Genomic DNA, 15271 nt, shown 5'->3' on the forward strand with positions numbered 1-15271 from the left:
TAGCGATGACCGAATACCACCGTTACCGGATGTGATTCGCGCTCAAGCTTCAGCGCCGCAGGTGGCGGCAGCTACCTGCGGCTAAGCTTATAGATCCTGTCTCTACCAGCACTTTTGGAGTAGTTACCCTTCCACACCCCGGAAAGAGTCTGGGTAGAATGATGAACGCTCAGAATCCACCTCTATTTCACCTGCAAACCCTACCGTCATGTTGGGAAAAGGTGACTCAAAGGATTCAGACATCCATTGGGTTTGGTTATGCTCTTCCGTATGCGATCGCATGAAAACCTCCTGAGGCCAGTGACAATAGGTTAGGCTTTACCCGAAAAAGCAGCCAAACCCCATGACTTAATTTCTGGAATGGCCGCTGCATTTTCCAGGTTTCTGAAACTCGGTAACAGGGGGATGTTTGCGATCGCTCAACTGATACCAGATCTTCCACCCTGGACAACACAAACGTGTCCCAATCTTCTGGGTTCGCAGAGCGATCGCGATATTGCGGCAGTCCTTTCGCAGTCTTGCGCATCACCCCCGGAATGCTCAATCCCCAGCCCAACCCGAAAGGCCCATTGCCATTGCCAGTGCTGTAAACCAGGCTCAGCTGAGGCTGCAAACCGTTGCGACCTGGAGGAAGCGCGATCGGCACTGAGAAATTGCCGGTACCGGATTGCAGGTCAGGGGAAAAGGTCTCACCAATGCCGTGGAGCGCTCCGCCGCCTTGGGGGAGAGAGATGATCTGATTTGAGGTGCCTGATTTATTACTCACCGCAACACCTTAAACAAGAAAAATAAAGTATGAACCAGAAAGACAATAGGGTATTGAGGTCAGCAGATCTGTCAAATTTTGCTGACTGAAATTATTCTCCCTCACAGATCACCTTTTTAGGCAGCCTATTTAAATCGCGCAATCTTTCCTAAAACAAAGTATTTTCCAATCAGAAATTTCGGCTTTAGCCAGCACACTCAAGTCTCTAGAATGAAAATACAATGGTAGTCTCTATTTTTTTAGATAACTTGCGAGATCTTGCGAATTTGCGAGATCTTGCCATAATTGACACACTTCTTGAGATCTCTAAATCTTCAGAAATTGCTTCGGAGTGCAATGGACGATTCGCTTAAAGTGATAATCAAAGTGACTGTGATGGGAAAAACCGCTCTCTATGGCAACTTCACTGATGCTTAGTTTCCCGTGTCGCAGCAAGCTTTTTGCATACTCAACCCTTTGCTGAAGAATATACTGATAGGGACTAATTCCCATTGATTGCTTGAACAATCGGCAAAAATAATATCGACTCATTCCTAATTGGCTTGAGATACTTTCTAATGAGATTGCTTGAGTTAAATGAGTGTTAATATAGTCAGTCGCTGTCTTTATTTTTGAATCAGGCAAGCCATTGGCATAGGCTTTAATAATCTTCTTTTGGGTGGAATAATAGCGTAGCAAATGAACACTTAAAAGGGTTGCGACCGACTCGGCATATAGAGAATCACCATCGGGATTATTTGCTAGCTCGCGGGTCAATGCTAGTCCCATCTGATAAACAAGAGGATCGGATTGACCAAACTGTGCTGTGAGCTCAACTTTTTCAGGATCAATCGTTTCGTGAATAGCTTGATGCACATACTCCGGCTCAAGCGTAATATGAATCGTTTCCATCTCTTGATGCCAACGATACTGGCGAGGCATCCCTTGAGGCTCAAAAGAAATACTGCCGGGATGAAATTCAGCCACTTGTACCTTCTTGCCAGATATTTCCTCTATGCACAGCGCTCCACCCTGAGGAATCGTGATCATATGCTGGAGCACTGTGCATTTTGGAGTTTCAAAGGGGGGGTGCCGATAAACTTCTAGTCCTATTCCCTGCCAACAGGTCTGATAACTTGAAAGTAGACAGGGGCGACCCAGAACCCGAGAAAACTCTTTTTCACGGGAAAAGTCGAATCTTACCAGGTTTTCTTTAGCCATGAGTAAGAGAGCATGATAATGCCTAAAGCAAGTGTAAATTAGTGTTGACAGCGCATAAAGTGAAGGAGTTATCGGATACTTGCATATCACTCTCACAGCGAAGAATATTCAGACCTTCCAGGCGATCGCTTCGATGAAACCTTAGCCGAAACCGAACAGATGCTGTTAATTTCTATATTTTGCCAGATATAATTTTCTTTGCTTAGAGTCATTCAAGAAAGATAAAGCAATGTTACGATCTGGCTAACTGACAGAACATACCTTATGGAAGCCTGGAACTCTTCTCTGACAAGGATTTTAGGCAACACAATGGCAATCTCTTGCCAAAATCACCTAAAATTCTAGCCCGGCAAAATTCTCATACTTATGCGACGTTGTCGGCTGACGTGGGGCTTGCAAGAACCACCGCCGAAACTAGAAATCTAGCCCCCTCGGCGGTGATGCTCAGCAGCCTTCAGGCCGATGAATTCAGCGGGTAAGAATCCAGATGCCAGAACGACTGGCGCAGCCTTGCATATCATCTCCACCACCCTTATGGGGCGAACTTCCCGCTGGCCCCTACCCAGTGGGGTTTCAGTCGTTTATTACCTATGACTACAGCAGGCGCTACGACTTGCCAAGCACCCACCCTGGGGCGGCTACCACCAGGTTCAAAGGTCGTCCCATTGTCGTGCAGGTTTGGTATCCGGCGCAGCCTCCGGTGGATACCGCTGCCATGCCCTACGAGACTTATCTCACCGTGTCATCTACGGACAATTCCCTGCAAGCCTTTGTGGAACAGCTCAATCGCTTTACCTGCGAGGCCGAGCAGTGCTGGTCTGGGCTAGATGCAGCGGATACCGATGCCTTTCAACGCTTTCTGCAAACCCCCACCGCGTGCTACCTGAACGCGCCGCCCCTGGATGGCTCCTACCCGGCAGTAATTTACCATCAGGGATTGGGTGGCAGTATTGTGGACAATCACATGTTGTTGGAGTTTCTTGCCAGCCACGGGTATGTGGTGGCGACCAGCGCCTTTCAACCGGAGCATGGCCTGTGGTTTGGGGTTGATGCTGACTTGAATCGCTCGATTAAGGATATGGCTTGTGTGGTCAATACCCTGGGCGATCGCTACGGGATAGATATGGCCCGCATTGGGTTGATCGGCCACAGCTATGGAGCCTAGGTGGTGTTGGCCTATGCCGCCGAGGCCCAGGCAAACGTGGGGGCAGTGGTCAGCCTCGACTCGACCCGCGAGTGGAACCCAGCCTATGACCACCTCTACAGCGCCATCGCGGAGCGGTTGAACGGGGCAGAACGGTTCTCGGTGCCGCTGATGATTTTCAGCAAGGTGACGCCAACGGTGACCTTTGAGCACTATGAAACGCTGAGCCACGCCGATCGCTACTACGTCACCGTCCAGCACCTGGAGCACAACGATTTTGTCACCCCAGGGCCAACCGCTGCGACCCTGGCAGGAGATGGAAGCGATGAACAGGAGCCGCTGATCCGTTCGACCTCCCAGGTTGTTTGTCAGAGCGTTCTGGCGTTCCTGAATGCCTATCTGAAAGAAGAACCCAATTCTGAGACTTTAATGGCAACCCTGCACGCCCTGGACCGGGATAGTCGAGCCTTAGCTGTTCAAGAGCGTCGTGCTGAGCCAGTGGCGATCGCAGCCACCTCCCTGCTTGAGCTGTTTCTGCACCAGGACGCTGAAGCCGGATGCAAGCGAATCGCTCAGGATGTCTCCCAGGTCACGACAGCGATGCTGATGCAGGTTGGACGTGCCTTGCAGGAACGGGGATTGCACGGGGAGGCGTTGGCCCTTCGGGGCCGGTCTTCGACCATCGCCTTGTACCAGGCCATCAACCACCATTTTCCTGACTTTACCAAAGCCTACGAAGCCCTGGGCGACCTCTACCACTACACCTTGAGCGATAAGCCAAAGGCCAGAGTTGCTTATCAAGCGGCCCTGGAAGCACTACCTCGGGACTCAACCCTTTCAGCTCCAGAGCAAGACTACCTGCGCTATTCCCTGAGCAACGACATCGAAGCACTCAGATGAGGATGAGATCGTAGCGACTGCACTCGTGCACTCGCCGAAAACGTTTCTGAATCTGAGCCGCATTATCCCCTTGATAATGGGCGAACAGGTGACGGGGGCTGAGGCCAGGGATGGCGCTGCTAATGGCGGCGTCCACTTCGCCACCCTCTAGATACACATGCCAGTAGCTCTCGACCTTTTCAAAGCCCTGGGCTTCATACCAGCGCAGGGTGGCGGCATCGTCGCGAGTCCAGGCTTCGAGACGGCGGAGGTGAAGGGGTTGGGCCAGGGCGATCGCGGCTTCCAGCAGGGCTTTCCCTACTCCCTGATGGCGGTAGTCAGGGTGAACAGCCAGGTTCCAGATCATGCCTGCTTTCCCGTCCATCTTAGGAGTGGCTGGGGGCGAGCAAACGCTACCGGGTTCCGCCTCACATTCGATGTCGATCAGGCCGATGATCTGTCCGCCTAACTCGGCCACCAGCTCTATGGAAGGATTGGCGTAATGCTCCTTTTCGCGATAGACGTTATCGAAGTAGGCGGTGTCGAGAAAGGCCAGCACCCGACAGCGCAGCCACTGGGCTTCATCGGCTGGCCGGTAAGGGCGAATTTTCCAGGTCATTGCATGATCGTCGTTCCAAGCCACAGGGGTGACCGTCTCAGTCTCCCAATCCTCCCGCAAAATGGCGTATTGCAAAGCGTCGTAGCGCTTCCCCTCATCCTTGCGAAAGTGGCCTTCTTTGACGTAGCCGCAGGCACGAAACACCCGCTGCATGGCAACGTTGTCTTCCCGCGTGGTTCCGGCAATGCGATCTAGCTGAGACCAGGTGTCGAACAGGTAGCGGGTCAGCCACTGCACGGCCTGCTTGCCAATGCCCTGTCCCCGATAGGCGGTTCGGATGCGCAGGTCGAAAAGGGGGTAGCCATCATCGACATCCTCCAGGTCATACAGGCGAATGAGCCCGACTTGCTCCTGGGTGGCTGACATGATCCAGAAGGTTTGGTGGTTGGTGCCGGTGAAGATGCCCGCCTGAATCCAGCCCAGGACTTGCTCTCGGCTGGGGTGGGGGTTGACGTGATAAGGCCAGCGATCGCTCGTCAACCATTCGACCAACAGGTCTTGCTCGGCAGGCAGTTTAAGGGGGATAAACGACAGCTGCATGGCATTTTTCAGAGATTTGCCTTGATCACCGATCGCTAAAGTAGCCAGTGTAGTGGGAGCCAATGGGCTGAAAACCCAGAGATTTGTAGAGGGCGATCGCGCCCCAATTATCATCATCGACCCAGAGCTTCACCGCTGAAAACTCCTGAAACAGCTCTCGCAGCACAAAGGCGAGTAGCTGCCTGCCGAAGCCTTGGCGGCGGAAGGGGGCAAAAGTAAAGGCTCCAACGATCATGCCGTGGTGGAGCGTTGCCCCCCGTTTCACGACGGAAACCACTTGCCCCTGGTGCTCCAGGACCGCCACGCGCTGTTGCTGAATCAGTGCATCCCAATTGTGGGGCACAATGCGGATGCCTCGCTCGGCCTGGTTGGCTGCAAGATAGGCTTGCAGAGCGGGCTTGTCGTCAGGGATGGCCCAACGTCCGTTGCCTTCTGCCGGTACCTGGGTGCAGACCATGATTAGCGAGGTGTACTCTCGCTGAAGCTGATAATCGTGAAGTAAGCGGGGACGAACCCAATCGCGGCTGGGGAGCGAGGTGGCAATGCGCTGGGGGCAGCCTCGGGACTGCACTAGGGAGAGGAGAGTCTCGGTGGTAGTGCGATCGCACCCGGCCAGCGAGACAGCTTTGTTGTCTGGGCCTGCCATCAAGGCCCCACAGATATGACTGCGATCGAGGGTCTCTGGGGTAGCGGAGATATGGGCAATGGCCAGCAATTCTCCCTGATTCTGCGGCAATCGACCCATCAGGATGAGGCTGAGAACGTATTCCAAGTCCGGGTTGGGGTGAGGCCCGGTGGATAACCATTCAACCGCAGCCTGGATCTGATGCTGGGTAGGAGCCTTGATGATGTCCATCTCAGGTATGGGAAAATGCGATTACTCTATTGCAACACCCTGAAATGGAGCCTTTCCGCACTGTTGACCTCACTCCTCGGGATGCTGAGCTGATTCAGCAGACGGCTAAGGTGGCCTATGAAGCTTCCAAAAGCATTTCGAAGATTTGGCTGCCCACAGTTGAGGCAGCGATCGAGGAAGTCCACGAAAGCCTGGAACGGGAGGGCATCAGTCAGGTACTGCTGGATGGCCATCGGGTTGCGGCCTGGATCGGTGCTTCGCCCCAGTTCAGTGGTCGGGTGGTGGAGATTCATCCTTTAATTGTTGCCAGAGGCTATCACGGGAAGGGGCTGGGGCGATGGATGGTGAATCAGGTTGAAGCCTGGGCCAGGCAGCAGGGAGCGTTAACCCTATGGATTGGCACCAGCGATGAGACCCATGCCACGTCCCTTTCCGGCGTGAATTTGTATGAGAATACTGGGCCTGTCATTGCCAGTTTTCATCAGGTCGCACCCCATCCCTGTGGATTTTGGTTGCGGCTGGGGTTTCACATTGTGGGGGTACTACCGGATGCAGAGGGGATTGGAAAGCCCAGCATCATGATGGCCAAACCCCTGCAGCAAAAGGGAGGAGAGGCGCATGAAGATTGAGATTCTGCCTGCCCAGGTTGAGGATAAGCCCGTGTTGCGGCATCTCCTGCAGCTGTGCCTACACGACTACAGCGAGTTCAACGGCAAAGAGGTCAATGCCCATGGGCTGTTTGACTACCCCTATCTGGACTACTACTGGACGGAGGCTGGGCGGTATCCGTTTCTGGTGCGGGTAGAGGGGACGTTGGCCGGATTCGTGTTGGTCAGACAGTTGGAGCTAGATGCAGATGAACCGCTTTGGCAGATGGCGGAGTTCTTTGTTCTGAGCAAGTACCGACGACAGGGGATTGGGCGAGAGGTGGCACACCGGGTATTTGACCAATTTGAGGGCAGGTGGCAGGTACCCCCCCAGGAGGGCAATCTGCCTGTCCTGGGGTTCTGGCAACGGGTGATAGAGGACTATCAGCACAAAAAGCCTGGAGCTGTCTTTCTCCAATAATTCATAGGGAAGCCCCTCATCTGAGTCGATCAGGGGCTTCTATCTATTCGGAAGTGTCGATGCTACGGGCTGGCGCTGTCACCTGTTAAGGCAACAAGACCCGCTCTATTCCTCAGGCAGGAATTGAGGAAATGCGCAGGTTGCCACTGCCACCGATGCGTCGGGTGCTGTTGACCTGGTTAGCATAGGGAGACCCCATGGCTTCCATAACGGGCTTGGCGAGACCATCCTGAATCCGGAAGGGGTCCGCACCGTTAGCGGCATTGACTGCCTCCTTAAAGCTGCCTCCCATCACCCAGGTGCCGAGGAAAGCGGGGAAGCTCACCACCGAATCGGCATAGACCTGCTCAGAACCTGAGGCAACTTTGAAGCCACACGCCAGCCATTCATCAATGTGTGAGGCCCCAAAGCAGGCGGTGGAGAACACCATGCGGAACTTGCGCCGATAGGCCACCGGGATTGCCTTGATTTTGTCTGCCACTAGGGCCATGGATACGGCGTCATTGGGGTAGAAGTAGAGTTCATCGTCCAATCCATGGGGGGAAATGATCAAATCAACGGCTTTGACCGAGGGCTTCGCGGCCACCTGCTCCAACTTCTGGCAGAGCGCCGATAGGGTCGCCTGCTGTTCCTGCAGATAGTGGGTGTTCCCATAGTGAGGACCGAGCAGGGAGTTGGACGTCAGGGCCGCCCCGGCTTCGACGGCCTCATAGAACTGTTTACTGGCTCCATCCATTTCTTCGCTCAGGGTAATCAGGTGAATGACTTCCCGCTGAGCTTTCAAAACGGGAGGAGTAACGGGCATCACAATGGGCACAGAGGCATTGTTGCCGGTATGGAAATAGGGGCCTTTGTGGACCCGGCCATCGGCATCGACCCGAAACTCCAGAGCCAGAATATCGGGCACCTCCTGGGTGAAGGTGCCAAAGGGGGTACTGAAACGAATGGTATTGCGGTCAACCCATTCCTGGGATAATCCTGAAAATTCGCCGTTGCTGTTGGTTCTTCCTTCGTAGATTTTGTCGTTGCCGTTACCGCCCTGGTCGAGGTCATAAATCTGGACTCGGGCATTGACGACGGGGGTTTGCATGTCGTTGTAGAGGACCTTTCCACCTAACGCTAATCGAGACATTGTTTTCTCCTTAATTGAGGATGCAAATCAGGTTGCGAAGTTGCATTTGAAGAATTTCTCGGGTTATTGGAAGTCGGTTGAAGACTTCTCTAAGGTCTCGAAGAAACTCTCTAATGCTTTAATAGGTCCACTATCGAAGCAGTAGGTTCCCCCAAGCACCCATGCATCAATTCCCTAGAATTCCTCACGATTAAAGGGTTGTCGGACTTAGGGGTAGGAGATTGTCTTGGGGGATGCCCTGAAGTTTATCGGCCAGTTCCCTGCGAAAGGAACTTGGGGGAATCCCCGAAGTAAATGCGATTCCCAGAAGTATTCAAGCCCTTACTATATGAGCTTCTAAGAATTAGTAATGTAGGCAAGCTTGGGGGTAGATCTCCTGGGGATAGTGAATTTGTTCGAATTCATTCCCTTGTCTTAAAGGAGACAAACGATATGGCAATTACCGCAGATTACATAGTTGTTTCTGACGGCGCGATTACCCTTGTCCCCCCAGGGGGAGACAGCGATCGCAAGTACACCTTCACCATCCCGATTGGGGCAAAGATTGCCCCCGGTCAAAACCCCGTCCTGACTTTCATGACCTGGGCCGATGGTGGAATCGTTGATCTGGTGGTTGAGCTGAATGGGCAAAACATTGTTAACCCCACTCGATTCAACAGCGATCGTCGTTCTTACCATGAGGTAGTAAACCTGAACATCCCCAGAATTGGACTGCCCAATGATCTGGTATTTCGAGCTGCCGCTGGCCCAAGTAATGCCCGCATTTGGGTGTCTGATGTGGTCTTCTGGTTCCAGCGTGAGGCGCTGCTGCCTGGTGACTAAATAGCAGCAAACTTGACGGAGGAGAGGGAGCCTGCCCACCTCCGTCGAGCTTCTGGAACTAGCTTGCCTGAAAACTTTTGTCTCAAAATGCAAAGAGCCATTGACAAGATGGCTATGGAAGCAATTTTTGGATAATGCTGGATATTATCCCTGTATTTCAGCTTTTTTCCGTAACTTGCAGAAAACATATCGTAGCTACCGATATCTGGCCTAAAGTCCCCTGTAGGTAGATATAGCCATGAAAATTCTTGAGCAGCTCATGAAGTGGGATTATGGGTAGCTGCCCCAGGTAGAGACGCCTGGATTGCTCGGGATGTGTGGCAATAGAAGGGCCAGCATAACTTTGAGACAAACTTGCCCTTACTAGCTTCAAAAGACGAGCATCTGAAGTTAGCCCAACAAACCTGAATTTCAAACATAGACACTAGTATTAGAAGCTTGCAAGCCAAATTCTTAAAAACTCACTGCTGAGATTTCGGCCTCACCAGCTGCGAAACTTCGTTCCCTGAATCGTCACCCTAGTTTCCTATAGCCCCCCATAGGTAATAGAGTTGTGGAAAAAATCAAAATCCTCATCCTGTCAGCCAATCCGAAGGATACGGATAGGCTTCGACTGGGCCAGGAAAAGCGAGAAATTGAGGAAGCCCTGGAACTGGCCCAAAAGCGCGATCGCTTTGAAATCGTCAGTAAAGATGCGGTGCGGGTAGACGACCTGCGCCGAGCCCTCCTGAAGTACAGTCCTCAGATAGTCCACTTTTCAGGACATGGAGCAGGTACCAACGGTATCGTTCTAGAAAATGATGCTGGCAACATGGATTTTGTCAGTACAGATGCTCTTTCAGGTTTATTCAGACTGTTTCGTGATACTTTGCAGTGCGTTTTCCTAAATGCCTGTTACTCAGAGATACAGGCAGAGGCAATTCACCAACACATCAATTACGTGGTGGGGATGAACAAGACAATTGGAGATCGCGCTGCTATTCAGTTTGCCAAAGGATTTTACGATGCCCTAGGTGCTGGACGCCCCATCGAGTTTGCTTTTGATATGGGATGTGCAGCCATTAACTTGGCGAGTATCCCGGAATCCTTAACCCCAGTCATGAAGAAGAGACCAGATATAAGCGATTCTTTTCTCTTAGACCCCTTGTATGACGAAGATTTAGGTGATGACGGTACAAACACTTCTTCTAAGGAGAGTAATTCAATGGAAACCGAAAGAGCTTCACAGTCCATCATTTTCAGTGGTGGGACTAATACTGGTCAGATAGCTCAAGCTGGAGGTGATGTAAACCAGACTCAATATCAAACACAAACTGAGCCAGAAAAACAATTAACATCTGCCCAAGTTTTGGCACTGCTTACAGAGCTTGAAAATCTAGTCGGTACATCTCCCCTTTCTGTCGATGAAAAAGAAGAAGCGATGACCCATTTAAAGGTTGCTAAGTCAACGGCTTCAAAGGAAAAACCGGACAAGAATTATGTTGCTACAAGTTTGAAGCATGCAACCGAGGTACTAAAGCAAGCAGACGAAGTGGTTGGCACTAGCCAAGGACTTTGGAGCAAAGCAAAGCCAATAATTTCGTCTCTTTTGCCTTGGTTAGGTGCTGTTTCCCACATCGTTGGTTTATAAGGGAAAAGCCATGAATCAAAATTCAAAGCTTCCGAATCAAAAAATCAATGTAACTGACTCCTCAGTTGAGGGGCAAGTTGGACAAGCTGGAAGAGATTTATACCAAACTCAAAATAGAGCAACGATTAAGGGGAATGTTATTCAGTTCATTAATCCCGATGCCTCTTTTCTTCAAAATTTTCAGGAGATTTCCTCAATCTCGACAGAAATTAAGCTAAGTTCTTCTAGGGAAACCTCTCAATTATCCCAAGAATCGCTTGAAAGTATGAGGCAAAGACTGGATGAGATCCTGGATTTGGTCAAGGATTCAAACAGACATGGAGATGACATTCAACATGTCAAAGTAGGCAATGTTGAAATTTCTCGTGTTGAAGCTTTACTAAAGAAAGCTATTCTGTTGAAAGCAGAAGCAGACCAAATGTACTTTGACTCAATAGAACGAAATAAAGCAAGATTAGAAGAAGCAAAGAATAAGTCATTTGGTAACACTTTTCAAGTAGACCTGGCTGACCTTCTTGTTGGATTTGATGAATCAGCTCATAGTGCCAAACTCCAAGAGGCTCTTAATGTCTTGGGAGAAGCCAATAAGATTGAGCCTACCAACACAGAAGTGCTAATACATTCCGCACAACTTCTAAATGAGCTAATGCCAGACAATCACTATGAAGTCCAGAAAATCCTGAACAAGGTACTCAGCCTTTTAGACCATCCACAAAATGATGCTGAACGTTTCCAAAAGGGAGAAGCGATGTTCTTGCTTGCAACATCGAATGATGAAAACGTTCATACGAGGCTTTTGCAAGAAGCAAGGGCTATTTTTCAGAATTTAGGGGAAATTGGATGGGTTGAAAGTTGTGATAACTTCTTGCAACCGCAGAGCAATGTGGGTTTTCAGGAATCCATAGCCTACGAGAACCCGTCTTTCCAGCAACCCAACCAACAACTTGGATTTGATTTCACTGGTCAGTGGCAAGTGCAGATAACAAGTGGAAGCAGTATCTTTGCACAGTTGTATCCAAATGGTGCCTGTCAAGGAGTTCAAACACTTAGTTTTGGTATACAGGCCCAATTTTCTGGGCAGTGGATGTTCATACCCCAAACGCAAACCCTGCAAGTGCAAGGTTTCGTAAATGGGTTTCAACCATTTATGTTATCCCTAGCTATCCAGAACTTTGCAAGGGATGGATTTTATGCAGTAGGGACAGATGGATTTGGTTATACATTCTTAAGAGCGTGAACCTGTCAGAATTATTTTGACATTTTTGTCGTTTATTAGTAGGTGCAGTGATTTCAGATTCTTTTGGTAAAAATCAAAAAATTGATATCGAAGGTTCCAGTATTGAAGGGCAAGTTGGCCAAGCGGGTCGGGATCTTCGCCAATTTCAGTTTGTCTTCGCAAAGCGGAAGCAAAAGGATCTTGATCAACGAGATCGACAGGCCTTGTTGAATAAGGTCAAAAATTTTTGGATCAAGGGCGTTTTAGCTCAAATCTCTGATAGGCCATTGGTTGAAAACAGATTGGAAGAACGCCTAGATGTATTAGAGCAGGCTTGGGGCATGGTCTATGAGACGCCCCAACAATTGAGGCAGGTTTTGCCAGCAGGCATACAGATTACTGAATTGTTTTGCCAACTAGGTCAAGGAGGAACGCTCTTAATTCTAGGTGAACCAGGCTGTGGCAAAACACGGCTTTTACTTGAGTTAGCTCGTGATTTAATCAATTTTGCTGAGTCAGATAGTGAAGCTCCGATCCCAGTAGTTTTATGCCTGGATTCCTGGAAGGGTGGAAGGCAATCAGTCGCTAATTGGCTCATCCAGGAGTTACAAAAGCGATATCGAATTTCTAAGAAACTGAGTAAGAAGCTGGTTGAAGAGGAATATCTGCTTCTATTACTAGATGGCTTTAGTGAGGTTCACCCTAATCAGCAAGAAACCTGCGTACAAGCTCTCAACCAGTTTATTAAGCGGTATGGAAAAACCGAGACCATTGTTTGCAGTCGTATTCAGGAATACCTGAACCTTTCGAATCGATTACAGTTTCAACGCGCAGTTTGTATTTTAGCTAGATCTGCACAAATCTGATTAACGCTGAGGAAAGTTGTATGAGCCAACCTCCTTCCCCCCGTCGTCGTCAAAGACTAAGTGTTTCTGCCTCCTCTGTTAGTGGGCAGATTGGTCAGGCAATGCGTGACCTGTGGCAATTTCAATTTATTTTTGGCAGTGAAGAGGAGCAGGCTAGGGAAGCACAGCAAAATCGTCAGGCGCTTATCGATAAAGTCAGAAATTACTGGATTAAAGGCGTTCTAGAGAAATCGCTGCATCATCAGGTCATGATTGACTTGAATCTGGAAAATCGGCTTGATGCGGTGGAACAGCCATTTAATATGGATTGGGTATCACCAGAGCGTAAACGCCAAAGTTTACCACCAGGAACAAAAGCTATTGATGTCTTTGATCAGCTAGGCGAAGGCGCAACGCTGCTTATTCTAGGGGAACCTGGTGCTGGAAAGACCATTACTCTTTTGGAACTTGCACGAGATTTTCTCAAGCGAGCTGAAGAAAACGAGAGCCAACCAATTCCTGTGGTTTTCAACCTTTCGTCATGGAAGAATCAACCAATTGAAGATTGGTTGGCTCATGAGCTTTGGGAGAAATACCAAGTGAGTAAAGAACTTGGAAAAAACTGGGTAGTAACTGAGAATTTATTATTACTATTGGACGGTCTTGACGAAGTTGTCAGTAATCTAAGAAGTAGTTGTGTTAATGAAATTAATGAGTTCGTCAGGAAATTTTATAGGACGAAAGTTATAATTTGTAGCCGAATCAAGGACTATGAATCAATTAATCAAAACTTCCATTTTCAAGGCTCTGTACTACTAAAGCTTTTGACAGAAAGACAAATCTTTTCCTACCTAGGTCGTAGCAAAGTAAATCTGCCACAATTACAACAAGTAATCGAAAATAATTCTTGCTTGCGGAAGCTTGTGAAAACACCTCTGCTACTTAACTTAGCAGTCTTAACTTTTCAAGATACGCCATCTCACAATATAAGCGATATCTTCTCTTCGCAAGGAAGTACTAAGCTTTTCTTTGATGCTTATACTAAGCGAATGCTGTTTAGAAGGCAGAAAGAATTTAACTATAAAGCAAGTGTTACGAAAGAATGGCTAACAATTTTAGCCAAATATATGCAAAAAAATGATCACTCTATATTTTTGATAGACAACCTACAGTACAATTTTTTGCCAAAGAAAGAAAAGTTGTATTGCCAGTTTTTAGGGTCTTTTTTAACTTTTCTGACTGTATCCTGTATTACCTTAGTAGTGCTTTTTTCTTTATTTTTTATTTATTTGCTTGAGTACAAGAGGATAGCCTCCTTAGAGTTAGAAATGGTGGGTAGAATGACTTTCGAAAACTATTTTGTTTCTTTTTTCCGTTTAGCTATATTTCTTTGGTTGGTGGTATCCATAGTAGGTAGTATCTCTGTTGGCTTTTGGGGTTATATGATCAAACCTATAGGTATATTAGGTTGGTCATGGTCGAAAGCAAAAATGGGTTTTAGTAAAGGGTCGCTTATAGGAATATTAGTCGGATTATTGGTAGCTTTAGGACTGATAGCAGGTGGCCAACCTTCTTCAATTAGGAATATCAGAGCCCAATTATTTTCCAACTCAAACTATATTACGTATCAATCAAATAACTTTATTGAAAGCGAGTATGTTTTTTCTCGGATCAGCAGTGAAATTCATAAGATAGATAGAAATGATTTAGGATTGGAAGCTGCCAGTTTTTTGCTTTCTTTTGGAGATAATTTTTTACGCGAACTGGAGTGGAAACTATTACTACTATGGGATAATATTCATTTTTTTTATTTGAGCTTTGAAGGAATTATTACTGTTTTTTTTGCTTGCATTTTCCTGGGAATATTCCTCCTTGGAACTTACACAGGTCTTATTAGTGGTTTGACGGGTGTAAACATTCGAAGAAGGACTCAAAAGCCAAATGAAAACATTTTGAATTCGGCACGAAATTCCTTAACTATAAGTCTTACACTAGGAACTTTAACAGGCTTCCTTGTCAGTGGCTTCGTCCACTTTGGAGGATGGAACTTGGTGTTTTATAATTTCCCTACAGCATCTCATTATATTATGAATACTTTTAACCCTCATGCAATGATTAGTGTATCGGTTTCTCAGGAAGACTGTTTAAGAATGTACCAAGAGGAAAAAAATAGACATGAAAAAATATGGGATGAATATGGATGGGCTCCAAATGAAGAAGAGATAGAAGATGCAGTCAGAAGTTTTCTTCCGATTCAATGCTTTCCTGACTTAGTTTATCAACCACGTTTAATGATAAGCACAATAATCTGGACAAGCCTAGGGATTGCTTCATTTGGCATGCTTGCTGGGCTTTTTTCTGGGGGAAAGGCATGTATCAGGCATTTTTCTCTAAGGCTTTTATTGTGGAAAAATAAAGTGGCTCCGTGGAATTATGCTCGTTTTCTTGACTATGCTTGTGAGCGAATTTTTCTGCAAAAGGTTGGAGGTAGCTATATCTTTATTCACCGCTTGCTACTTGAACATTTTGCCCAAATGGAATTAAAGGAATAGTT

Annotated in this window: 14 protein-coding genes and 1 pseudogene; 9 read left to right on the forward strand and 6 right to left on the reverse strand. The window is 48.1% G+C overall.

Features of this window, described 5'->3' with window-relative positions; all coding sequences use genetic code 11:
- Nucleotides 1-256: 256 nt before the first annotated feature.
- Together IQ254_RS07340 and IQ254_RS07345 are read right to left on the reverse strand one after the other, a co-directional pair.
- The gene (locus IQ254_RS07340) at nt 257-766 is read right to left on the reverse strand and encodes a SpvB/TcaC N-terminal domain-containing protein (protein WP_193965521.1); all 510 of its coding nucleotides are present in this window, start codon (nt 764-766) and stop codon (nt 257-259) included.
- Between the two features lie 306 nt (nt 767-1072).
- Nucleotides 1073-1966 (reverse strand): AraC family transcriptional regulator, encoded by an 894-nt coding sequence (locus IQ254_RS07345; protein ID WP_193965522.1) that lies wholly within the window; start codon nt 1964-1966, stop codon nt 1073-1075.
- A gap of 565 nt (nt 1967-2531) precedes the next feature.
- Between IQ254_RS07345 and IQ254_RS07350 the strand changes: the two genes are divergently transcribed.
- A complete protein-coding gene (locus tag IQ254_RS07350) occupies nt 2532-3131 on the forward strand; it encodes a hypothetical protein (protein ID WP_193965523.1) in 600 nt (199 codons plus the stop codon).
- The gene (locus IQ254_RS07355) at nt 3132-4010 is read left to right on the forward strand and encodes a hypothetical protein (RefSeq protein ID WP_193965524.1); all 879 of its coding nucleotides are present in this window, start codon (nt 3132-3134) and stop codon (nt 4008-4010) included.
- On the opposite strand, the gene IQ254_RS33495 is transcribed toward IQ254_RS07355, so the two are convergent.
- The 3 genes and pseudogenes from IQ254_RS33495 to IQ254_RS07365 all read right to left on the reverse strand — a co-directional run bounded on the left by IQ254_RS33495 (nt 4003) and on the right by IQ254_RS07365 (nt 6004).
- A complete protein-coding gene (locus IQ254_RS33495; RefSeq protein WP_278000307.1) occupies nt 4003-4608 on the reverse strand; it encodes a GNAT family N-acetyltransferase in 606 nt (201 codons plus the stop codon). The two genes, IQ254_RS07355 and IQ254_RS33495, sit on opposite strands and share 8 nt — an antisense overlap.
- A gap of 117 nt (nt 4609-4725) precedes the next feature.
- Nucleotides 4726-5265 (reverse strand): annotated as a pseudogene (locus IQ254_RS33500) (GNAT family N-acetyltransferase); the annotation flags it as partial.
- Nucleotides 5174-6004, reverse strand: a complete 831-nt coding sequence (locus IQ254_RS07365) for a GNAT family N-acetyltransferase (RefSeq protein ID WP_193965526.1) — start codon at nt 6002-6004, stop codon at nt 5174-5176. The pseudogene IQ254_RS33500 and the gene IQ254_RS07365, both read right to left, overlap by 92 nt.
- A gap of 29 nt (nt 6005-6033) precedes the next feature.
- Here IQ254_RS07365 and IQ254_RS07370 point away from each other — a divergent pair, with 29 nt between their 5' ends.
- Nucleotides 6034-6633: a GNAT family N-acetyltransferase gene (locus tag IQ254_RS07370; RefSeq protein ID WP_193965527.1), complete on the forward strand. Its 600-nt coding sequence runs from the start codon at nt 6034-6036 to the stop codon at nt 6631-6633.
- Entirely contained in the window at nt 6623-7072 is a 450-nt protein-coding gene (locus IQ254_RS07375; protein WP_193965528.1) for a GNAT family N-acetyltransferase, read from the forward strand. The genes IQ254_RS07370 and IQ254_RS07375 overlap by 11 nt, the downstream gene beginning before the upstream one ends.
- Nucleotides 7073-7184: 112 nt before the next feature.
- Here the strand turns inward: IQ254_RS07375 and IQ254_RS07380 are convergent, their stop codons facing one another.
- Complete coding sequence (locus IQ254_RS07380; RefSeq protein WP_193965529.1) at nt 7185-8204, reverse strand: hypothetical protein; 1020 nt, start codon at nt 8202-8204, stop codon at nt 7185-7187.
- A 432-nt stretch (nt 8205-8636) separates the two neighbouring features.
- Here IQ254_RS07380 and IQ254_RS07385 point away from each other — a divergent pair, with 432 nt between their 5' ends.
- From IQ254_RS07385 to IQ254_RS07405, 5 genes are all read left to right on the forward strand, one after another.
- Nucleotides 8637-9026, forward strand: coding sequence for a hypothetical protein (locus IQ254_RS07385; RefSeq protein ID WP_193965530.1), 390 nt, complete (start codon nt 8637-8639; stop codon nt 9024-9026).
- Between the two features lie 553 nt (nt 9027-9579).
- Complete coding sequence (locus tag IQ254_RS07390) at nt 9580-10656, forward strand: CHAT domain-containing protein (protein WP_313887394.1); 1077 nt, start codon at nt 9580-9582, stop codon at nt 10654-10656.
- 10 nt (nt 10657-10666) lie between these two features.
- Complete coding sequence (locus IQ254_RS07395; protein WP_193965531.1) at nt 10667-11893, forward strand: hypothetical protein; 1227 nt, start codon at nt 10667-10669, stop codon at nt 11891-11893.
- Between the two features lie 47 nt (nt 11894-11940).
- Nucleotides 11941-12738: an NACHT domain-containing NTPase gene (locus IQ254_RS07400; protein WP_193965532.1), complete on the forward strand. Its 798-nt coding sequence runs from the start codon at nt 11941-11943 to the stop codon at nt 12736-12738.
- 20 nt (nt 12739-12758) lie between these two features.
- Complete coding sequence (locus IQ254_RS07405) at nt 12759-15269, forward strand: NACHT domain-containing NTPase (RefSeq protein WP_193965533.1); 2511 nt, start codon at nt 12759-12761, stop codon at nt 15267-15269.
- Nucleotides 15270-15271: the final 2 nt, after the last annotated feature.

This window comes from Nodosilinea sp. LEGE 07088 (assembly GCF_015207395.1).
Taxonomy (GTDB): domain Bacteria; phylum Cyanobacteriota; class Cyanobacteriia; order Phormidesmidales; family Phormidesmidaceae; genus Nodosilinea.